The organism is Stenotrophomonas sp. 17(2023), assembly GCF_030345315.1.
Lineage (GTDB): Bacteria > Pseudomonadota > Gammaproteobacteria > Xanthomonadales > Xanthomonadaceae > Stenotrophomonas > Stenotrophomonas acidaminiphila.
Genome location: NZ_CP128405.1, coordinates 3548008 through 3570334, shown reverse-complemented (window position 1 = coordinate 3570334; position 22327 = coordinate 3548008). Strand labels below are relative to the sequence as shown.

Below are 22327 nucleotides of genomic sequence, written 5' to 3'. Positions count from 1 at the left end.
TCGCGCCACGGGAACCTGCATTCCGCCACCGGCTGCGCTGCCGGCACCGCGCGGCGCCGGGCGCCGGCGCGGTTACAGCGTGCGGGCGTGGCGCACGAAACGGCGCAGCAGCTGGCGCGCCTGCGGCGCGGCGCTGACCTGGCGCGACACGGTGCGCGCGCAGCCGCCGTGGCGGGCAATGCAGTCGGCGCGGGCGCGCACGTAGCCGCGCATGTGGTGGGTGGCGAATTCCGGGTGGAACTGCAGGCCCCAGGCGTTGTCGCCCCAGCGGAACGCGTGGCAGCCGTCCTGTGCCGAGCGTGCCAGCACGGTGGCGCCCGCCGGTGCCCGGAGCACGGTCTGCAGGTGGGTGGCCTGGGCCGGGAAACTGGCCGGCAGCCCGCCGAACAGCGGATCGCCGGCGGCGGCCGGGTCCAGTTCCAGGCGGATGGTGCCCGATTCGCGCCCGGCCGGGTTGTAGTCCACCTGCCCGCCGAGCGCGTGCGCCAGCAGCTGGTGGCCGTAGCAGATGCCCAGCAGCGGCATGCCGGCGTGGGCGGCCTCGCGCAGCCAGTCGGCGCTGCGCTCGCTCCACTCGGCGCGGTCGGTGACGAAGGCCGCCGAGCCGGTGACGATGGTGGCGGCGAAGCCGTGGCGCGCGGGCAGGCGCTCGCCGTGCTCGACATTCACCACCACGGTCTCGGCCTGCTCCAGGCCCGCGGCGACGCGGATCCAGTGCGGGAAGCGGCCGTAGCGGCGCAGGCTCGGGAACGGTTGCCCGGTTTCGATGATGAGGAACGGCGGGGGTTTCATTCCGCTGGGGGCAGGACCGACAGGACTTCCTCGATTGTAGTCAGCCCCTGCGCCACCTTTTCAAGCCCGGTACGGCGCAGCGTGCGCAGCCCGTCGGCGCGCGCGGCGTGGCTGAAACCGGCCAGGTCCATGTCCGCGCGGATCAGCGAACGCAGCCGCGGGCCCAGTGGCAGCAGTTCATACAGGCCGATCCGGCCCAGGTAGCCGGTGCGCCGGCACTCCAGGCAACCCACCGGCGCACAGGCGTGGATGGCATCAGGTAATGCCTCATTGCCATCACGCAGCGGCGCCCAGTCCTCGTCGTCGAGCACGTCGGCGCGCTTGCAGTGCGGGCACAGCGTGCGCACCAGGCGCTGCGCCAGCACGCCGTTGACGGTGGAAGCGATCAGGTAGTGCGGCACGCCCAGGTCGAGCAGGCGGGTGATGGCCGAGGGGGCGTCGTTGGTGTGCAGGGTGGACAGCACCAGGTGGCCGGTCAGCGAGGCCTGCACCGCCATCTGCGCGGTCTCCAGGTCGCGGATCTCGCCGATCATGATGATGTCCGGGTCCTGGCGCAGCAGGGTGCGCACGCCGCTGGCGAAGTCCAGGTCGATGTTGGTCTGCACCTGCATCTGGTTGAACTCGGGCGCGATCATCTCGATCGGGTCCTCCACCGTGCACACGTTGACGTCCGGGGTGGCCAGGCGCTTGAGCGTGGAGTACAGGGTGGTGGTCTTGCCCGAGCCGGTGGGGCCGGTGACCAGCACGATGCCGTGCGGGCGCGCGACCAGCTCGTTCCAGCCGGCGGCTTCCTCCGGGCTGAAGCCCAGCTGCTCGATGCTCTTGAACGCCGCGTCCGGGTCGAAGATGCGCATCACGCACTTCTCGCCGAACGCGGTGGGCATGGTCGACAGGCGCATCTCGACCTCGCGCCCGCCCGGGGAGCGGGTCTTGATGCGGCCGTCCTGCGGGCGCCGGCGCTCGGCCAGGTCCATGCGCCCGAGCACCTTGATGCGGCTGATCACGGCGGTCATAACCGCCGGCGGCAGCTCGAACACCTTGTGCAGCACGCCGTCGATGCGGAACCGCACCCGGCCCATGTCGCGGCGCGGCTCCAGGTGGATGTCGCTGGCGCGCTGCTCGTAGGCGTACTGCAGCAGCCAGTCGACGATGCTGACCACGTGGTGGTCGTCGGCGTTGACGTCGCCGGCGCGGCCCAGTTCCACCAGCTGCTCGAAGCTGGGCAGGCTGCCGCCCTCGGTACGCGCGTCGCTGCGGGCATTGCGCACCGAGCGGGTGACGCCGAAGAACTCCATCGAGTAGCGGTGCAGGTCCAGCGGGTTGACCAGCACGATCTCGATCCGGCGCCGGGTCAGGTGCTGCAGGTCGGGTATCCAGTCGCGCGCCATCGGCTCGCTGGTGGCCACCAGCACCCGCTCGGCGTCCATCGCCAGCGGCAGGATCCGGTGGCGCCGGGCATAGGCGTGGGAAACCACCGCGGTGGCGTTGGCCACGTCCACCCGGGTGGGGTCGATGCGCAGGTAGCGGACCCCGGTGCGGGCGGCCAGCCATTCGGTGAGCCGCTCCAGCCCGAGTTCGCCGGAGGCCGGGGGCGCCGCGGCCAGCTTGAGGTTGGCCAGCAGCACCAGCGGGTGCACCTCGCTGGCGTTGCGCGCGCCCTGTGCGGAGAAGCGGATGCGCTCCTGGTCGTGCGCGGCCACCAGCCCGTCGCCCAGCACCGCGGCGGCAATGTTGGAGAACTGCAGCCGGCCCGGGGCGATGGCCACCGGGGACGGCGGGGTCGGGACGCTCGGTGCGGCCGGGTGTTCCACCTGAAACTCCTTGCTGGCGCGGCCGCCGCGCGGTCGCTCGCTATACTAGCGCACCCATCCGTACGGCCCAGGCAGCATGTCCGCGACTCCCACCGTTCCCATCACTTTCCAGGGCCTGATCCAGACCCTCAACGACTACTGGGCGAAGCAGGGCTGCGTGCTGATCCAGCCGCTGGACCTGGAAGTGGGCGCCGGCACCTTCCACCCGGCCACGTTCCTGCGCTCGATCGGCCCGGAAAGCTGGAACGCCGCCTACGTGCAGCCTAGCCGCCGCCCCACCGACGGCCGCTACGGCGAGAATCCCAACCGCCTGCAGCGCTACTACCAATACCAGGTGGCGATGAAGCCGAGCCCGGACAACATCCAGCAGCTGTACCTGGATTCGCTCAAGGCGCTGGGCATCGACCCGCTGGTGCACGACCTGCGCTTCGTCGAGGACAACTGGGAATCGCCGACCCTCGGCGCCTGGGGCCTGGGCTGGGAAGTGTGGCTCAACGGCATGGAGGTCACCCAGTTCACCTACTTCCAGCAGGCCGGCGGCCTGGAGTGCAAGCCGGTGCTGGGCGAGATCACCTACGGCCTGGAGCGGCTGTGCATGTACCTGCAGAACTGCGACAACGTCTACGACCTGGTGTGGACCTACGGTCCGGATGGCACCCCGGTCACCTACGGCGACGTCTACCACCAGAACGAGGTGGAGCAGAGCACCTACAACTTCGAGCATGCCGACGTGGCCGAAATGTTCCACCGCTTCGACGCCTGCGAGCAGGAAGCGCAGAAGCTGGTCGAGGCCGGGCTGCCGCTGCCGGCCTATGAGCAGGTGTGCAAGGCCAGCCATTCGTTCAACCTGCTGGACGCGCGCCGCGCCATCTCGGTGACCGAGCGCCAGCGCTACATCCTGCGCGTGCGCGCGCTGGCCCAGGCGGTGGCCAGGTTGTACGAGGCCAAGCGCCTGGAAGCGGTGGCGGCCAGGGAGGTGCAGGCATGAGCATGCAGCCGCTGCTGATCGAACTGGGCGTGGAAGAGCTGCCGGTCAAGGCGCTGCCGGGCCTGGCGCAGGCGTTCTTCGACGGCGTGGTCGACGGGCTGGCCCGGCGCGGCATCGCCTTCGAGCGCGACGACGCCAAGCCGCTGTCCACCCCGCGCCGCCTGGCGGTACTGCTGCCGGGCGTGGAAACCGAGCAGCCCGAGCAGCACTCGGAAGTGTTCGGCCCGTACCTGAACATCGCGCTGGACGCCAACGGCGAACCGACCAAGGCGCTGCAGGGCTTCGCCGCCAAGGCCGGCATCGACTGGACCGCGCTGGAGCGCACCACCGATGCCAAGGGCGAGCGCTTCGTGCTGCGTTCGGTGACGCCGGGCGCGAAGACCGCCACGCTGCTGCCGGAGATCGTGCGCGAGGCCATCGCCGCGATGCCGATCCCCAAGCCGATGCGCTGGGGCGCGCACGAGTACGCCTTCGCCCGCCCGGTGCACTGGCTGGTGCTGCTGCACGGCAACGAGGTCGTCGACGCCGAGCTGCTCGGGTTGAAGTCCGACCGCTTCAGCCGCGGCCACCGCTTCATGGCCGACAAGCAGGTGTGGCTGAGCCACCCGTCCGATTACATCGAATCGCTGAAGGCGGCGTACGTGCTGGTCGACGCCGACGCGCGCCGCGAGCGCATCGTGCACGAGGTCAACGCGGCCGCGGCGCAGGCCGGCGGCGTGGCGCGCATCACCGACGACAACCTGGAGCAGGTGGTCAATCTGGTCGAATGGCCGTCGGCGGTGCTGTGCAGTTTCGAACGCGAATTCCTGGCGGTGCCGCAGGAAGCGCTGATCGAGACGATGGAGATCAACCAGAAGTTCTTCCCGGTGCTGGATGCCGGCGGCAGGCTGACCGAGAAGTTCATCGGCATCGCCAACATCGAATCGAAGGACGTGGCCGAGGTGGCCAAGGGCTACGAGCGGGTGATCCGCCCGCGGTTCTCCGATGCCAAGTTCTTCTTCGACGAGGACCTCAAGCAGGGCCTGGCGGCGATGGGCGACGGGCTGAAGACCGTCACCTACCAGGCCAAGCTGGGCACGGTCGCCGACAAGGTGCAGCGCGTGAGCGCGCTGGCGCAGCGCATCGCCGGGCAGGTGGGTGCCGACCCGGGGCAGGCGAGGCGCGCCGCCGAGCTGGCCAAGAACGACCTGCAGTCGCGCATGGTGGGCGAGTTCCCGGAACTGCAGGGCATCGCCGGCCGCCACTACGCCGTGGCCGGTGGCGAATCGCCCGCGGTCGCACTGGCCATCGACGAGGCCTACCAGCCGCGCTTCGCCGCCGATGACATCGCCGCCTCGCCGCTGGGCAAGGTGCTGGCCATCGCCGAGCGCCTGGACACCCTGGCCGGCGGCTTCGCCGCGGCGCTCAAGCCGACCGGCAACAAGGACCCGTTCGCGCTGCGCCGCAATGCGCTGGGCCTGGCGCGCACGATCATCGAGTCGGGCTTCGACCTGGACCTGCCGGCGCTGCTGGCCGCCGCCAATGCCGGCCTGGCCGGGCGCGAGGTGCAGGCCGACACCGGCGAGCTGTACGACTTCATCCTCGACCGCCTGAAGGGCTACTACGCCGACAGGGGCGTGCCGGCCACGCACTTCAACGCCGTGGTCGAACTGAAGCCGGCCTCGCTGTACGACTTCGACCGCCGCATCGACGCCATCGGCACCTTCGCCCAGCTGCCGGAAGCCGAGGCGCTGGCCGCGGCCAACAAGCGCATCCGCAACATCCTGCGCAAGGCCGAGGGCGACATCCCGGGCATGATCGACCCGGCGCTGCTGCGCGAGCCGGCCGAGAGCGAACTGGCCGAAGCGGTGGTTGCGGCCATCGACGACACCGGCGCGGCGCTGGCGCAGAAGGACTACGTCAGCGTGCTGGGCCGCCTGGCGCGCCTGCGGCCGCAGGTCGACGCGTTCTTCGACGGGGTCATGGTCAACGCCGAGGACCCGGCGCTGCGTGGCAACCGCCTCGCGCTGCTGCGTACCCTGGGCGACCGCCTGGGCAGCGTGGCGGCGATCGAGCACCTGTCCGGCTGAGGCATGGACGTGGCCGCCTCCTGGCAGTCCGCGCAGGCCGCACTGGCCCGGCGCGACATGCCGGAGGCGCGCCGGCACCTGCTGGCGGTGCTGGAACGGCAGCCCGCGCACGCCTACGCGCGGGTGATGCTGGCCGGTACGGTACTGGCCCAGGGGCGCCTGCGCGAAGCGGTGCAGCAGCTGCAGCTGGCAGCTGTGCAGGAACATGACGATCCAGCGCTGCTGCTGCGGGTGGCGCAGGCGCTGCTGCGCGTGGGCGACAGCGAAGGCGTGGCGGCGCTGATGCGGCAGGCGTGCGTGGCGCGCTGCGACGATGCTGCCACCCTGGCGGCGCTGGCCCACGTGCTGCAGTCGCTGGGCCTGCACGCCGATGCGCTGCGGCTGATGCGGCGCGCTGCCGCGGCCGGCTTCGACAATGCCGACTTCCAGTACTTCCTTGGCGTGCAGCTGCAGTTCAACGGCGAACTGGACGCGGCCGGGCAGGCGCTGGCGCGCTGCCTGCAGCTGCGCCCGGGCCATGGCCGCGCCGCGCTGACGCGCGCGCGCCTGCGCCGCTGGGACGCAGGCGACCACCATGTCGACGCGCTGCGCCGGCAGCTGCAGGCGGTCGACGCCGACGGCGAGGACGCGGCGGCGTTGTGCTTCGCGCTGTACAAGGAACTGGAGGACCTGGGCGACCTGGACGGCGCCTGGAACGCGCTGCGCCAGGGCAATGCGGTGATGTGGCGGCGGCTGCGCCACGACCCGCAGGCCGACGGCGCCCAGCACGCCGCCATGGCGCGGCTGGCGGCCGGCGGTGTCTTTGCCGCGGCCGATGGCGTGGAGGACGACGGCGGCGCGCAGCCGATCTTCATCATCGGCATGCCGCGCTCGGGCACCACGGTGCTGGAGCGCATGCTCGGCAACCATTCGCAGGTGGCGTCGGCCGGCGAACTCGGCGATTTCGCCCAGCAGCTGCGCTGGGCCGCCGACCAGGCCGGACGCGCGCTGCTGGACCCGCCGCTGCTGCAGGCACTGGCGACACTGGATTACCGCGGCATCGGCCAGGGCTATCTGCGGCAGGTGCGCTGGCGGCTGGATGGGCAGCGCCGCTTCATCGACAAGCTGCCGCCCAACTACCTGCTGGCCGGGCCCATCGCGCGCGCACTGCCGCAGGCGCTGATCGTGTACGTGCGCCGCGATCCGATGGCGGTGTGCTTCTCCAACTACCGGGCGATGTTCGGCGACTCCTACGGCTACAGCTACGACCTGGATGCGCTGGCCGCGCACCACCATGCCCACGCGCAGCTGATGCGTGCCTGGCAGCGGCACCTGCCCGGGCGGGTGCTGGAGATCGACTACGAAGCGATGGTCCACGATCCCGATGCGGCGCTGGCGCAGGTGCTGGCCCGCTGCGGCCTGGCTGCGGAGCATGGCGCCAGTGACCTGACCCGCAACGCCGCGGCTACCGCCACGCTGAGCAGCGTGCAGGTGCGCGAGCCGGTGCACGCGCGCAATGTCGAGGAATGGCGGCGTTATGCCGACCGGCTCGCGCCGCTGCGCGAGCGCCTGCAGGCGCCCGGGTGAAAAGAACAGGGGCGGCCGTGGCCGCCCCCGTTCCTTCCCCTGGCCGCAAGGGCTACTGGCTGCGCCCGAAGCGCCAGTTCACTTCGAGCATGTAGGAGCGGCCGTAGCCGTTGTAGTTGAAGATGTTGTAGTACGGATAGCTGGTGTAGGTGCGGTCGCGCGGCGGCCGTTCGCCGGTCAGGTTGTTGGCGGTCAGGCTCAGCGAAACGTCGTCGGTCACCGCGTAGTCGACGGTCAGGTTGAAGGTGGTCCACGCCTTGACCCGGCCGGCGTTGTTGGCAGCGTAACCCTGGGTGCTGTCCTGCGCGGCGAAGTTCGGCGTGCGCCCGTAGCGGATGCCGTACAGGGTGGTGGTCCAGTCGCCCATCTGCCAGCCCACGGTGCCACTGAAGATGTTCTTGAACTCGGACGAATAGTACGGATCGCGCAGCAGGTCGATCACCGGGTCTTCCGGGTACTGCTGGCTCTCGTGCTTGAGGGTGACGTTGTAGCGCGCCCCCAGCATGAAGCTGCCCCACGCATCGGTGGCCCAGCGGTAGTCCATGTTGGCGATGATGCCGCTCACGTCCTCCTTGGCCACGTTGATCGGGTTCACCGCCACCGTGTTGATCTGGTTCGGCTGCGGCGCGTTGGCCCCGGCGCGGCCGATGCGCTGTAGGGCATCGACGCAGGTGGGCGAACTGGCGTCCAGCTGGCCCTGGCGGCAGGCCGCTTCGTTGCGCAGCAGCAGGTCCAGGTCGAGATCGGCGACCTTGTTGTCGATCTTGATGCGGTAGTAGTCGGCGCTGACGGTGAACTGCGCATTGGGCGACCACACCACGCCACCACCCCACGACTTGGCGGTGATCGACTTCAGGTCGGGGTTGCCGGCGCGCGAGCCACGCACCTGTTCGTCGTTGTAGGAGCACTGGCTGATCGGGACGCCGGGTTCTTCGGTGGCACAACGGTAGTAATCGGGCACGAAGGTATAGAAGCCACTGTCGCCGGCGAACACGTAGGCCATGTCCGGCGACTTGAACGCAGTGGCGTAGTTGGCGCGGAACAGCAGCGAATCCAGCGGCCGGAACTCCAGCGCCGCCTTCCACGTCGCGCGCGAATCGCTGCCGCCACCCTTGTTCTTGTAATCGTCGTAGCGCCCGGACAGGCTGGCGGTGAGCCGGCTGAAGATCGGCACGCGCAGTTCCACCGCCGCGGCCCAGTTGTCCCGCTTGCCCGCGCCCTGGGTGCCGCTCAGGCCCCAGAACTGGTCGTTGACCACGCGCGGGTCGGTGGGGTTGCTCCAGGATTGCTGGCCGGCCTGCAGCACGCCGGCGAAGCCGACGTCGCCGGCCGGCAGCGAGAACAGCGACGTGTTGGTGAACTGCAGGTTGACGTTCTGGGTCCAGGTCTTGGACTTGGTGCGGATCTCGCCCTGGAAGCTGCGGTACTGCTCCGGCGTCAGCGGCGTGTAGAAGCCCGCGTCGTTGGGTTCGTAGATCGGGTAGCCGTAATAGTCGCCCAGCTGCGGCCCCAGGAAGTGCTCGCGGAAGAAGTCTTCCACCTTGTCCTTCAGCGGCCACCACTGGCGGCTGTCGATGTGGTACTCCGAGCGCGCGTAGTAGGCGTTGTAGTCCCAGTTGGACTGGCCCACGGTGCCCTTGATGCCCAGCGCGACGTTGTAGGAATCGGCGGTCTGGCGCTCGTTGTTGAAGTCGCGGTCGCCGGTCTCCTCCGGCGAGAAGATGCGCTGGTAGCTCTCCAGGTCGCCGGTGAGGTTGTTGAAGATGTAGCCGCTGGTATCGATCGAGGGCTGCCAGAAGCGCGAACCGGAGTTGCTCTCGTTCTTGGTGCGGTTGAGCAGCACGGTGGCGTAGACGTCGGTGCTGTCGTTGAGCGCATAGTTCAGGTTGGCGTAGCCTGACGCGCTGCGCTCCTTGTTGAGGATGGTCGAATAACCCGGCTCGTAGCGGCTGCCGCAGTAGTTGCCGCGCCCGGGACGGGTGTCGTAGATGGTTGTGCCGCCGAACAGGCCGGACAGCGGCGCGCAGGCAGCGGCACCGGGATCGATGTAGGCACCATTGCTGGCGTTGTGGACGAAGGTGCGGCTGCCATAGCGCGCGGCCGGGTTGGGGTTGTCGTTGGTGGAGTCGAAGTCCTTGCGGTTGAAGCCGTAGATCGGATCCTGATTGCTCAACTGCAGGCCGGCGGTCAGGTCCAGCTTGTCCCAGCTGTGGCCGCTGGTCAGCTGGAAGCGCTGGTTGCCGCCGCCGCCGCCGTCGTAGCTGCCCATGCGGAAGCTCATCTGGGTGCCATCCAGCCGCTTCTTCAGGATGATGTTGACCACGCCGGCGATGGCGCTGGAGCCGTAGATCGACGACTGGTTGCCGGGCGCGATGTCGATGCGCTCGACCATCGAGGTGGGGATGCTGGCCAGGTCGACGAAATTGCTCTGGCCGTTGTACAGCAGCGGGTAGTCGGCCATGGGGCGGCCGTCGATCAGGACCAGGGTGAAACCCGGATCCAGGCCCAGCAGGCTGATCGGCTTGGCCCCGGGGGTGAAACCGCCGGAGAACTGGCTGTCCTGCACCGCGCCGGTGGCCAGCGGCTGCGAGCGCAGTACCTCGTAGACGTCCTTGAAACCCTGTTTCTGGATGTCCTGCGCGCTGATCGAGGTGATCGGCGTGGCGGTTTCCACCTGGACCTGCGGGATCAGCGAGCCGGTGACGGTGATGCGGTCGAGGGTCTCGACGCCCTTCTTGTCGCCGCTGTCGTCGGACTGGGCGAAGGACAGCGGCGAATGGGCGGTGATGGCGGCGCAGATCGCGGCGCTCAGCAGCTGGCGTTTCATCAGATGGATTCCTGGCTCATGGCGGGTGGACGGTGGAACCCAGTCGGACCGGTGCTCTTCCATGAGCGGGCTCGCCCGCGGGGGGCCGCGACGACGCATGCATGACCGGAGGAGGCTGGATGCGTTCACGATAATTTAACCGTCCAGGTGAAACCGCCGTGATGATTCCGGCCTTCACGAGCGCCCGGTATGCTGTCGCTATGCTGCCCAAGACCTTCGCATTTGCCCTGTTTCTGGCCACGTTCGCCGCCGTTCCCTTCGCCCATGCCCGCGGCACGATCGAGAAGGTCCAGATCAAGGGGCTGGACAAGGGCGACGACGCGGCGATCATCGAGAACATCGAGGTGTCGCTGTCGCTGTACGACACCATCGGCAAGGTGCAGGGCGAGTCGCGCCTGGAGTACCTGCTGTCGCAGGCCGAGCGGCAGACCCGGCAGGCGCTGGAGCCGTTCGGCTATTACAACCCGACCATCACCGTCGAGGCGCCGCGCGAGGGCGACACGGTGCGGGTGGTGATCGAGGTGCACAAGGGCGAGCCGGTGCGGGTGCGCCAGTCGGAGGTGGTCATCACCGGCCCGGCCGCGCGCGACCGCTACCTGCAGCAGGACCTGGAGGACTTCCAGCCGCGTGAGGGCGAGCCGTTCGACCACACCACCTACGAGGCCAGCAAGGTGGTCATCACCCGGCGCCTGTCCGAGCGCGGCTACTTCGACTCGGACTTCACCCAGCGCAAGGTCGAGATCACCCGCGCGCAGGACGCGGCCGACATTTTCCTGAGCTGGGACAGCGGCCGCCGCTACAACATGGGCCGGATCACCTTCAACCAGGACTATTTCCGCCCCGGGCTGTTCGACCCGCTGGTGTACTGGGAGCAGGGCAGTTACTGGCACGAGGGCAAGCTCGACCGCCTGCGCGAATCGCTGACCAAGCTGGACTACTTCAGCACCATCGACATCCAGCCGCGCCCGGAAGACGCCTATGGCGACGGCGAGGTGCCGGTGGACGTGAACCTCACCCTGGCCAAGCGCACCATCTACACCGCCGGCCTCAGCTATGGCAGCGAGAGCGGCCCGGGTGTGCGCGGCGGGGTGGAGCGGCGTTACGTCAACAGCCGCGGGCACAAGCTCAACACGCAGCTGGACTACGCGCAGAAGCGCAAGAGCCTGGTCACCAGCTACCGGATACCCGCATTCCTCTGGCTCGACGGCTGGTACACCTTCGCCATCAGCGCCTACGACGAGCAGACGCGCTACCTGGACATGCGCAACTTCAAGCTCATCGGCAGCCGCAGCGGCGAGATCAACGAGTACTGGACCGCGATCGCCTCGGTCAACGCGCTGCGCGAGCGCTGGCGCTACAGCTCCGGCGACCCGTTCACCGACGCGGTCTACCAGTACTCGACGCTGGTGTACCCGCAGCTGACCGCCGACTACGTGAACGTGGACGACAAGGCCTTCCCGCGCCGCGGCTTCAGCGGCAACGCCACGCTGCGCGGCGGCATCCAGGGTGCCGGTTCGGACACCAGCTTCATCCAGGCCGACGCCACCGTGCGCTGGTACATGCCGCTGGGCGACAGCGACCGCCTGATCCTGCGCGGCCAGGCCGGCACCACCTGGACCGGCGACCTGGTGGTGATGCCACCGAGCCTGCGCTACTTCGCCGGCGGCGACCGTTCGATCCGCGGCTACGCATGGCGTGAAGTGGGGCCGCGCACGCCCGCCCCGGACAAGTACGCGCTCGGCGCCAAGCACCTGGTGGTCGGCTCGGCCGAGTACGAGCATTACTTCGGTGGCGGTCCGTGGGGCGCGGCGGTGTTCGTCGATACCGGCAGCGCCTTCGACAACACCATCGACCTGCATACCGGCGTGGGCCTTGGCGTGCGCTGGAAATCGCCAGTCGGGCCGGTGCGCATCGACATCGCCCATGGCCTGAACCACCCCGACTCGCAGTTCCAGCTGTACCTGAACATCGGAGCCGACCTGTGAGCCGCCGTCCCGCGTCCGCCGCGCCTGCCGACATCACCCCCGAGGAACGCGAGGCGCGCATCGCCGAACTGCGCGCGCGGCGCCGCGCGCGCATGCGCACATTGGCGATCCGCAGCGGCATCGGCATCGGCGTGCTGGTGGTGCTGGCGTCGCTGGCGCTGTACTGGCTGCTGCAGACCGTGGCCGGCCGCGACGTGCTGCTGGCGCAGGTGGTGGCGCGGCTGCCGGCCGATTCGTCGCTGACCTGGAGCAAGGTCGAAGGCCCGCTGGCCGGGCCGCTGGTGCTGCACGACCTGGACTTCCGCTACCAGGACATCCACTTCAGCGCCGCCCAGGCCTACCTGGACCCGGACATCCGCCCGCTGCTGGGGCGCAAGCTGCGCCTGGACCTGCTGCGCATCAGCAACGCGCAGCTGGAGCTGGGGCCGCCGGAGGACAAGCCGTTCGAGCTGCCGCGCTGGCCGGACGTCCTGCCGGCCATCACCCTGCCGCTGGCGTTGCAGGCCGACACCATCGAGATCGATGGCCTGCGCATCGTCCAGCAGGATGCGCCGCCGATCGACATCACCCGTATCCGCGGTGGCCTGGAAGCCGCCGACGGCGAGTTCCGCGCCATCGGCCTGCAGGTGGACGGCAACCTGGGCGACTTCGGCATCGACGGCCACTACCTGCCGCGCCAGGATTACCGCACCGACCTCACCGTGCGCGCGCTGATGCCGGCGCGGCCGGGCCAGCCGCGGACGCGGCTGGGACTGGTCGCGCGCGGCGACCTGGCGCACATGGAGGTGGCGCTGGCCGGGTACGCGCCCAGGCCGCTGCATGCCAGCCTGGTGCTGGATGGCCGCAGCGACCCGGTGTGGAGCGTGGCCGCGCGCAGCGAGGAACTGGACCTCGGCCAGCTGGTGCCGGCGCAGTACCTGGCGCAGGCGCCCGCGCCGCTGGCGCTGGATTTCAACGCGCGCGGCCGCGGCGGCAGCGCGCGGCTGCAGGGCCGCGTGCGCCAGGGTGACCAGGAACTGGTGCTGGCGCCGTCCAATGTCGTCATCGACAACCAGGTGCTGACCGTCTCGCCGCTGGTGGCCGAGGCCTTCGGTGGCGAGCTGCGCCTGCAGGGCAGCGCCGACTTCAGCGACACGCAGAACCCCGGCTTCCGCTTCGCGGTGGTCGCCAACCAGCTGACCTGGACCCCCGCGCCCGATCCGTCGGCGCCCGGCATCACGCCGGCGCCGCTGCACCTGAAGGAAGCGCGGCTCGGCGTGGCGGGCACGCTGAAGAACTGGGCGGCGATCGGCAAGGCCGAGGTCGCGCGCGAGGCGCAGGACGCCCGCCTGGACTTCGACCTGCGTGGCAGTGACCAGCAGGCGCGCATCGAGAAGCTCGCGGCGAGCACGCCCGGCGGCTCGCTCGATCTCACCGGTTCGGCGGCCTGGCAGCCGGCGCTGTCGTGGGACGTGGATGCGCGCCTGGCCAGCTTCGACCCGGGCTATTTCGTGCCGGGCTGGGAAGGCAAGCTGTCCGGCACGCTTGCCTCCCGCGGCAAGCAGCTGCCGCCGCCGGCCGGCACCGCGGACATGCGGTTCGAGGCCACCCTGGACGTGCCGCAGCTCAAGGGCAGGTTGCGTGGCCGCAGCGTCGACGCGCGTGCCCGGCTGGCCATGCAGGGCACCCAGGGCGAAGGCGACGTGCGCCTGGTGATGGGCGACAGCCGCATCGAGGCCAAGGGCAAGGTGGGCGACCGCCTCGACGTGGATGCGCGGCTGCAGCCGTTGCACCTGTCCGACCTGCTGCCCGGCGCCAGCGGCAGCCTGGCCGGCACCCTGCAGCTGCGGGGCACGCCGGCCCAGCCGGACGTCACCGCCGACCTGCGCGGCGACGGGCTGCGCTGGGATGACTGGAAGGCCGGCCAGGCCAGCATCAGCGGCCACCTGCCGTGGAAGGGCGACAACGGAGCGCTGCAGGTACAGGCCAGCGCGGTGGAAGCGGGCATGCTGCTGGACAGCGTGCGCATCGATGCGCGTGGCAGCGTGCAGAACCTGCGGCTGGAGGCCGACACCCGCAACGAACTGGGCGCGCTCGCCCTGGGCGGCAGTGTGCGCCAGGCCGGGCAGGCATGGCGGGGCGAGCTGGCGGCGTTGCGGGTAGCGCCGGTCAAGGGCGCGCCCTGGCAGCTGCGCCAGGCCGCGCCCTTCAGCGTGCAGGGCGGCAACTTCACCCTGGCCGACACCTGCCTGGGCTCGGACACCGGCGGTGCGCTGTGCGTGGGCGCCAACTGGCCGCGCGAGGGCCTCCGGCTGCGCGGCGATGCATTGCCGCTGGCGCTGGTGCAGCCGTGGCTGCCGCCGAACGCGGGACGGCGCATCTACCTGCGCGGCGAGGTCACCATCGATGGCCAGCTGCGCCCGCGCGGCAAGGCCTGGGAAGGCAGCTTCAAGGTCGCCTCGGCCGAAGGCGGCATCCGCCTGGGCGACAACGCCCGCGGCGAACTGGTGCGCTACGACCACTTCTCCATCAACGTGGACATGCAGCCCGGCGGCATCAACGGCTACCTCGGCGTCGGTTTCCAGGGCGACGGCTTCGTCGATGCCAAGGTGCGGACCGGCTGGGAGCCGAACGCCGCGCTCAACGGCGAGCTGTACCTGAACATGTCGCGGCTGTACTGGATGGAGCTGTTCTCGCCCGACCTGGTGCGGCCCAAGGGCCTGGTCGAAGGCCATGTCAGCCTGCGCGGCACGCGTGCGCAGCCCTCGCTCGGCGGCGAGGCCAAGCTCAGCGATTTCAGCGGCGAGTTCCCGGCGCTGGGGCTGGCCCTGAGCGAAGGCAAGGGCAGCTTCACCGCGCAGCCCGATGGCTCGGCGCGCATCGCCGCCGAGGTCAGGACCGGTGGCGAGGGCGCGCTGCGGGTCGACGGCGGCCTGTCCTGGTTCGGCGACGCGCAGCCGCTGCGGCTGCACATCGGCGGCGACAAGGTGCTGGTGTCCAACACCAGCGAACTGCGCGTGGTCGCCAACCCCGACCTCGACTTCACCCTGGCCGGCACCGCCATGGAGCTGCGCGGCAGCGTGCACGTACCCGAGGCGGCGATCGACCTGGAACGCCTGGACCGCGGCACCTCGGTATCCGAGGACGTGGTGGTGCTCGACCCGGTCGATCCGGAGCAATCGCGCTCCTCGCCGCTGGACATGGACCTGGCGGTCAGCCTCGGCGACAAGGTGAAGATGAGCGGCTTCGGCCTGAAGGGCGCGCTCACCGGAAAGATGCAGGTACGCGCGCGTCCCGGCCGCGAGATGACCGCCAACGGCGGGCTGGAAGTCAGCGGCCGCTACAAGGCCTATGGCCAGGACCTGACCATCACCCAGGGCCAGCTGCTGTGGAACCACGGCATCGTCTCCGATCCGCGCATCAACATCCGCGCCCAGCGCGGCATCGGCGAGGTCACCGCCGGCATCGTCGTCACCGGCCGCGCGCAGCAACCGCGCGTGGACGTGTGGTCCGATCCGGCGATGTCGCAGTCCGAGGCACTGTCCTACCTGGTCCTCGGCCGCAGCCTGAGCATGGCCAGCAGCGACCAGGCGCAGCAGGTCAACGCTGCCTCCGCGGCGCTGTCGGCCGGCAGCGGCCTGCTGGCCGCGCAGGTCGGGGCCCGGCTCGGCCTGGACGATGCCGGGGTCAGCCAGTCGCGCGCGCTGGGCGGTGCGGTGATCGGCGTGGGCAAGTTCATCACCCCCAAGCTGTACATCGGCTATGGCGTATCGCTGATCGGCAGCGGCTCGGTGCTGACCCTCAAGTACCTGCTGCGTCGCGGCTTCGACATCGAGGTCGAATCGAGCACGGTGGAGAACCGCGGCTCGGTGAACTGGCGCAAGGAGAAATAGCCGGGCCCGCGCCCGCGCATCCGTGGCGGGCGCCCGGTGGATCCGGCGTTTACCGCCCCATCGTCCGGGCGCGGCCAGGCCCGGCGCCTGTGCGGCGGGGAGGGCCGCGCCACCGCGCAGGCTGGTTCACGGCGCGGACGCGGCGGGCACGGGCGAGACGACCGCGCCGCGCAGCACCGGTTTGCCGGCGATCACGTCGGTCCATACCAGCCGCGCGCTGCCGCGGTCGGCGAGCAGGCGCGGGAAGCCGGTACCGCGCCCGCGGCCCTGCAGGATCGCAACCTGCAGGCGGCCGAGCTCGCGGTCCAGCGAAGGGCTGTAGCGGGCAAGCCACAGCGATTGCCCGCGCCCCTCCTCGCGCAGCCACGCCAGCCACAGGCCATCGGCATCGGCCGCTACCTGCACCCGTCCCTGTACCCCGGTGCCGCGATCCGGCACGCGCGGCGCGCCGAAGCTGGCGCCGCCATCGCTGCTGTGGGCCAGGCGCAGCAGCGGTTCGCCCTGCGGCGCGGTGTACCACGCCACCCAGGCATTGCCAGCGTATGCGGTGACCGCCGGGCCGTTCACCGGGCAGGCCGGCATGACCCAGTCGTCGGCATGGACCCGCCGTGCCGGTTGCCAGCCGGCGGCCGTGCGGCGACGCAGGTGGATGTCGCGGGTCTCGCCGGCGTCGCGGCCGCGATACACCAGCAACACCCCGCTGGCGTCGGCGTGGGCTCCGGTCTGGCAGCAGTCGCAGGTCATCGGGTCCAGCTCCTGCTCGTCGTGCTTGCCCAGTTGGGCATCGAAGCGGGCGCTGCGCAGGGTCATCGCGCCTTGGCCTTGGCCGTGGCCGTCGCCGTGCCCGGTGCCCGCGGTGCGACGTCCGTCCAGCCACGCGATGCCCATGCCGTCGGCGCCTTCCGGCCACAACGAAACAAAACCGTGTTCGGTGGCGGTGGCGTCATCGTGCACGGTGACCGGCGCCGACCACTGCCGGCCGTCGGCCGAGCGCGCCAGCTGCACGTCGTAGGCATACGGGGCATCGGCCGACCTGCGCAGCCATTGCGCCCAGAGCGCACCGTCGGCACTGGCGCGCAGGTGCGGCGTGTCGGCCCAGTTCACGAACCAGTCGTCGCCACGCGCGATCTGCCGGGCCGGCTGCCAGCGGCCGCCGGAAAAGCGCGCGTAGCGCAGCTGGTGGCCCTGTGCGTCCGGCGCCAGCCACGACAGCAGCAGGCTGCCGTCGGGCGCGGCCACCAGGTCCGGCTGCGCGGCGCTGGCGTCGGCCGCCAGCGGCCACGGTTCGGCATGCAGGCGCAGGGCCTGGCCGGCAGCCGCGGCAGCGGGCGCCGGCGCATCGCCGGAGCAGGCGCCGAGCAGCGCACACGCCAGTGCGAGGGAAACGGGGAAGATGCGCATGCGCGCAGGATAGCGGCATCGTGACCGTTGGCGGTTGCCCCCCCCCACCGGTGCCCGGCTACTGTCGCCCCCTGTTCTGTACCTGCTGGAGTTCCGATGAAGCGCACACCGCTTGCCGCCGACGCGCGAACTAGGACATCTGGGTACCCTGAGGGCGAGTGATAGGTAACCGTGCGATATGCGATGACATGGCCTATACCAGCCATGCTGATGGCGCATCTACTTAATTGAACCTCATGCAGTAGCGCTATGACGATCCGTAGATCGGAAGGCTCCTGTCGGTAGATCCGGCGGCGACGGAACGTGATCGGGTGGGCGCATTCAACCACTATTGAGATGCCAATGACGATCCGTTGCCATACTGACCCCGGCGGACATGACCTCGTCGGCGGCTGGCTAGCCGTCAGTGGATTCTCTCATCGGATCCAAGCATACATACTCCCAATAGGAGCGGGCGCACCGCGCAGGTTGTTGGCTTGATTGCAGAGAACACAGTTGTGGGGGATGTGGCAGCCGCCGCGACTGTCGGTGCTTCTACGATGATTGGTGCTTCAGCCAGATCGGAAAGCTTGAGTACAGGCACCGCAGACAAAGAGCAGACCGGCCGGTGCGGTACCCACGCAGTGGAAGCAACGAGAACGGTCGTGGTCGGATAGAGATGGCTTGATGGCGGAGGTCGTATGATCTACGTGGGGATTGGACTGCTATTGCTTATGTACGGACTCCGGCTACTGCTTGGCGGCACAAGCAATGTCTACTTCGGGATCGGCGTTTTCTCTAATTTTGGTAAATATGGAACTGTGTTCGGCGTATTTTTCTTGGTGGCCGGACTTGTGTTAATCAAGGCGGCAATGAGTTCCTTCAAGAACATGCAATAAGGCGTGGGGTAGTTTCCCGGCGGCGAGTAGAGGCTCCGGGTTTTCCAGATCCGTTCTTACTGATCGCGGATGGCACCGGCCACACCTGCGCAGTATCGATCCGTCCGTCACATGGTAGTTGCCTCCAAGAGCCGCCACCGCTACCGTCGCCTGCTGTTTCTGAATCCGCTGGAGTTCCGATGAAGCGCACACCGCTTGCCGCCGCCATGGCGCTGGGCATGAGCCTGGCTGCCGCCGCCAACGCCAACGAGGGCATGTGGATGCCCACGCAGCTGCCTGGACTGGCGAAGACGCTGAAGGAGGCCGGCTTCAAGGGTGACCCGTCGGCGCTGGCCGACGTCACCGCGCCGCCGTTGAGCGCGGTGGTGCGGGTGGGCGGCGGCACCGGTGCGTTCGTGTCCGCCGACGGCCTGCTGCTGACCAATCACCACGTCGCCTACGGAGTGATCCAGTACAACGCCAGCAAGGAGCACGACACCATCAACGACGGCTTCATCGCCCAGGGCCGCGATGACGAGCGCGCGGCCAACCCGGACTACCGGGTGCTGGTGACGGTGGGCTTCGACAAGGTCACCGACGAGGTGCTCAAGGAGGCGCGCGGCAAGAACGGGCGTGCCTACTACGATGCGGTGGAGAACGCGCGCAAGCGCATCGTCGCCGACTGCGAGGCCGAGGGCGGAGTGCGCTGCTCGGTGGCCAACATGTACTACGGCAGCGATTTCTACCGCATCCGCCAGCTGGAGCTGACCGACATCCGCCTGGTCTACGCGCCGCCGCGCGCGATCGGCAATTACGGCGACGAGATCGACAACTTCATGTGGCCGCGCCACACCGGCGATTTCACCCTGCTGCGTGCCTACGTCGGCAAGGACGGCAAGCCGGCACCGTACAGCAAGGACAACGTGCCGTACCACCCGCCGGCACACCTGAAGATGTCGCTGGACGGCCCGAAGGAAGGCGACTACGCGATGCTCGCCGGCTATCCGGGCACCACCTACCGGCTGCGCACCGCCGCCGAGTTCGCCAACCAGATCGACACGGTGCTGCCGCGCCGCGTCGAGGTGTTCCAGCAACTGATCGACGTGATCGAGGCGCAGGGCAAGGGCAATGCCGACGCGCGCACCCGCTACGCCTCGCAGCTGCAGTCGCTCAAGAACAACCGCAAGCGCGCCGCCGGCGAACTGGAAGGCCTGCTGCGCAGCGACGCCAAGACCCAGCGCGCGCAGGACGAGCAGGCGATGCTGGCCGCCACCGACGCCCGCTACAAGGCCGACATCGACGCGTTGTCCGCCTCGCTGGCCGCCGAGCGCGACGCCGGCGCCGGTGACTTCCTGGTGACGCTGATGTCCAGCCAGACCCAGCTGCTGCGCTCGGCCATGCTGCTGGAGCGCCTGCGCATCGAATCGGCCAAGCCCGACGCCGCGCGCGAGAGCGGCTACCAGCAGCGCGACCAGGCGCTGATCGAAGGCGTGCTCAAGCAGGTGCAGCGCCGCTACGACCCGGCCGTGGAGAAGGCCCTGCTCACCGCGCTGCTCACGCGCTACCAGCAGTTGCCCGACGCCCGTCGCGACGCGCGCTACGACGCGCTGTTCGGGCGCACCCCGGAGCAGCTGCGCAAGGCACTGGATACCCTGTACGCGGCGACCCGGCTGGGCGACGAGGCGCAGCGCCTGTCGCGCTTTGAGGCGGCCCGCAAGGGCGGTGCGCTCGAGGCCGATCCGCTGCTGGCGGCGGCTGCCACGCTGGTGGCGGCGCAGCTGGACGCCGAACGCGAAAGCAAGGAGCGCGAGGGCGAACAGCTGCGCCTGCGCCCGTCCTACATGCAGGCGCTGTTCGCCTGGCGCGCCAGCCAGGGCCGCGCCGTCTACCCGGACGCCAACAGCACGCTGCGCATCAGCTACGGCAGGGTCGAGGCGCTGCATCCGCGCGACGCGGTCAGCTATTCGCCGGTGACCACGGTGGCCGGCATCGTCGAGAAGAACACCAACACGGTGCCGTTCGACGCGCCCAGGCCGCTGCTCGATGCCATCGCCAAGGGTGATTTCGGCAGCACCGCCGACCCGGTGCTGAAGACGCAGACGGTCAACTTCCTGACCAACCTCGATACCACCGGGGGCAACTCCGGTTCGCCGGTGCTCAATGCGCGCGGCGAGCTGATCGGCCTGAACTTCGACTCCAACTGGGAGTCGGTGAGCGCCAGCTGGTGGTTCGACCCGCGCTACAAGCGGGCCGTGCACGTGGACATGCGCTACCTGCGCTGGCTGCTGGCCAAGGTCTACCCGGCACCGGCGCTGCTGGACGAAATGGGCCTGCCGCGGGAGTAAGCGCAAGCAAGGCCGGGGCCGGCATGGTGTCTGCCGGGCCCCGGCCGCGTCCCGTCCGGCGCGCGTGGCCGGGCGGCAGCAGGACGCCACTGGCCTAGAATGGCCGGGCGAACAGGGCGGGACAGGTCGTGGGGAAGCACTGATGCAGGTGGATGGGGAACGGCCGGCAGGCGATGCCGGTTGCCGGCTGGATGGCGTACGGATCTGGGTCGTCGAAGATGATCCCGAGTGGCGCGGCATGGTGGTCGAGGAACTCGAGTACCACGGTGCCGACGTGCGCGGCATCGACAGCGTCGAGGCGCTCTACCGCGAACTGGCGGTGGACCGGTGCGACATCCTCGTGCTGGATGTCGGCCTGCCGGGCGAGGATGGATTGAGCGCCACCGGCCACCTGCGGCGGATGGATGGCATGGGCATCGTGCTGGTCACCGGGCGCAGCGGTACCGCGGACATGGCGCACGGGCTCTCGCTCGGTGCCGATGTCTACCTGCCCAAGCCGCTGGAACTGCCGGTGCTGGTGGCTGCGCTGCACAGCCTGCACCGGCGCATGTCGCAGTCCTCGCCGGCCGTGGTTGCCCCCGGCGAGGCCGTCGCCGCATGGTACCTGCGCTCGGACGGATGGGACCTGCATGCCCCCAATGGCAAGGTGCTGACCCTGACCGCGGCCGAACGCGGCTTCCTGCGCGAACTGTTCGCCGTTCCCGGCGAGGCGGTCGACCGCGAGCGGCTCATCGCCGCGGTCACCGACCAGCCCTGGGATTTCGACCCGCATCGGCTGGAGGTGCTGGTGCACCGCCTGCGCACCCGGGCGCGCAACGCCACCGGCATTGTGCTGCCGGTGCGCGCGCTGCGCGGTATGGGCTACATGCTGGTCTCCGAGCCGATCCCCGCCGCCTGAAGGCGAAAACCGGCTTCCGCCAGCCGGCGCATGTGAATTCCGGAGAGCAACGGAGATTTTTTGATACTGCCGCGTTGCCGGCAGCTGTCGAGAATCCAACCCCGACGCCGCGGCCACGCATCGTGTGGCCGGCGTGCATGGGGACCGGTATTGGAAACGAAACAGGAAACGCCGCCGGCATGCGCGCCGCAGTCGTTGCAGGGCATGCGCATCTGGGTGGTGGAGGACGACCCGGAGTGGTGTGCGCTGGTGGTCGATGAACTCGTGCGGCAGGGCGCGGCGGCCCGCGGCATGGGCAGTGCCGAAGCCCTTTACCGCGAACTGGCGGTGGCCACCTGCGACATCGTCGTGCTCGACATCATGTTGCCGGGCGAGGACGGACTGAGCGCGACCCGTCACCTGCGCCGCACCGGCGACATGGGCATCGTGCTGGTCACCGGGCGCGGCAGCGCCGCCGACATGGCGCATGGCCTGTCGATGGGGGCCGATGTCTACCTGCCCAAGCCGCTGGAACTGCCGGTGCTGGTGGCGGCCCTGCACAGCCTGCACCGGCGCATGGTGGCCGGTGGCGGTACGGCGGCCGGCCCGGCGGCGGAGCCTGCCGGCAACGGCTGGAGCCTGCGCGCGGGTGGCTGGGAGCTGTGGTCGCCCGATGGCCAGGCCCTGGCCTTGTCGACAGCCGAGCGGGCGCTGCTGCACGAACTGCTCTCATGCCCCGGCACGCCCGTGGGCCGCGAACAGCTGATCGCCGCGCTCACGCCCACGCCGTGGGATTTCGACCCGCACCGGCTGGAAGTGCTGCTGCACCGCCTGCGCGCGCGCGTCCGTGGCGCCACCCGGCTGACCCTGCCGGTACGCGCCCTGCGTGGCCTGGGATATCTGTGGGTACCCACGCAATCCTGATTCCGGCCGACCC

General features: G+C 69.8%; 12 protein-coding genes. 8 read left to right on the top strand and 4 right to left on the bottom strand.

The features are described 5' to 3' along the window. Positions 1–72: 72 nt before the first annotated feature. Positions 73–792 (bottom strand): glutamine amidotransferase, encoded by a 720-nt coding sequence (locus tag QQA12_RS16050; RefSeq protein WP_054668440.1) that lies wholly within the window; start codon positions 790–792, stop codon positions 73–75. Beyond that, the gene (locus QQA12_RS16045; protein WP_226049853.1) at positions 789–2603 is read right to left on the bottom strand and encodes a GspE/PulE family protein; all 1815 of its coding nucleotides are present in this window, start codon (positions 2601–2603) and stop codon (positions 789–791) included. The genes QQA12_RS16050 and QQA12_RS16045 overlap by 4 nt, the downstream gene beginning before the upstream one ends. A 76-nt stretch (positions 2604–2679) precedes the next feature. Here QQA12_RS16045 and glyQ point away from each other — a divergent pair, with 76 nt between their 5' ends. Genes glyQ through QQA12_RS16030 form a run of 3 tightly spaced genes read left to right on the top strand, consistent with a single transcriptional unit; the run spans position 2680 to position 7226 of the window. Next, positions 2680–3591, top strand: a complete 912-nt coding sequence (gene glyQ / locus QQA12_RS16040; RefSeq protein WP_182335669.1) for a glycine--tRNA ligase subunit alpha — start codon at positions 2680–2682, stop codon at positions 3589–3591. Beyond that, positions 3588–5660 carry a glycine--tRNA ligase subunit beta gene (gene glyS / locus QQA12_RS16035; protein WP_226049852.1) on the top strand — a complete coding sequence of 691 codons (2073 nt, stop codon included), beginning with the start codon at positions 3588–3590 and terminating at the stop codon, positions 5658–5660. Before glyQ ends, glyS begins: the two co-directional genes overlap by 4 nt. Positions 5661–5663: 3 nt before the next feature. Continuing rightward, entirely contained in the window at positions 5664–7226 is a 1563-nt protein-coding gene (locus QQA12_RS16030; protein WP_226049851.1) for a sulfotransferase, read from the top strand. A 52-nt stretch (positions 7227–7278) separates the two neighbouring features. On the opposite strand, the gene QQA12_RS16025 is transcribed toward QQA12_RS16030, so the two are convergent. Further along, entirely contained in the window at positions 7279–10053 is a 2775-nt protein-coding gene (locus QQA12_RS16025) for a TonB-dependent receptor (RefSeq protein ID WP_226049850.1), read from the bottom strand. 200 nt (positions 10054–10253) lie between these two features. On the opposite strand from QQA12_RS16025, the gene QQA12_RS16020 reads away from it, so the two are divergent. After that, positions 10254–12038 (top strand): autotransporter assembly complex family protein, encoded by a 1785-nt coding sequence (locus QQA12_RS16020; RefSeq protein WP_226049849.1) that lies wholly within the window; start codon positions 10254–10256, stop codon positions 12036–12038. Positions 12039–12130: 92 nt separating this feature from the next. Then, positions 12131–15910, top strand: a complete 3780-nt coding sequence (locus QQA12_RS16015) for a translocation/assembly module TamB domain-containing protein (protein ID WP_226049968.1) — start codon at positions 12131–12133, stop codon at positions 15908–15910. 126 nt (positions 15911–16036) lie between these two features. Here QQA12_RS16015 and QQA12_RS16010 read toward each other — a convergent pair whose 3' ends face one another. After that, on the bottom strand, positions 16037–17311 hold the full coding sequence (locus QQA12_RS16010) for a sialidase family protein (RefSeq protein WP_226049848.1): 1275 nt from the start codon (positions 17309–17311) through the stop codon (positions 16037–16039). 1057 nt (positions 17312–18368) lie between these two features. Between QQA12_RS16010 and QQA12_RS16005 the strand changes: the two genes are divergently transcribed. The 3 genes from QQA12_RS16005 to QQA12_RS15995 all read left to right on the top strand — a co-directional run bounded on the left by QQA12_RS16005 (position 18369) and on the right by QQA12_RS15995 (position 22314). Continuing rightward, a complete protein-coding gene (locus QQA12_RS16005) occupies positions 18369–20513 on the top strand; it encodes a S46 family peptidase (protein WP_226049847.1) in 2145 nt (714 codons plus the stop codon). A gap of 142 nt (positions 20514–20655) precedes the next feature. Continuing rightward, a complete protein-coding gene (locus QQA12_RS16000; RefSeq protein WP_226049846.1) occupies positions 20656–21411 on the top strand; it encodes a response regulator transcription factor in 756 nt (251 codons plus the stop codon). A gap of 150 nt (positions 21412–21561) precedes the next feature. Further along, positions 21562–22314 carry a response regulator transcription factor gene (locus QQA12_RS15995; protein WP_226049845.1) on the top strand — a complete coding sequence of 251 codons (753 nt, stop codon included), beginning with the start codon at positions 21562–21564 and terminating at the stop codon, positions 22312–22314. Positions 22315–22327: the final 13 nt, after the last annotated feature.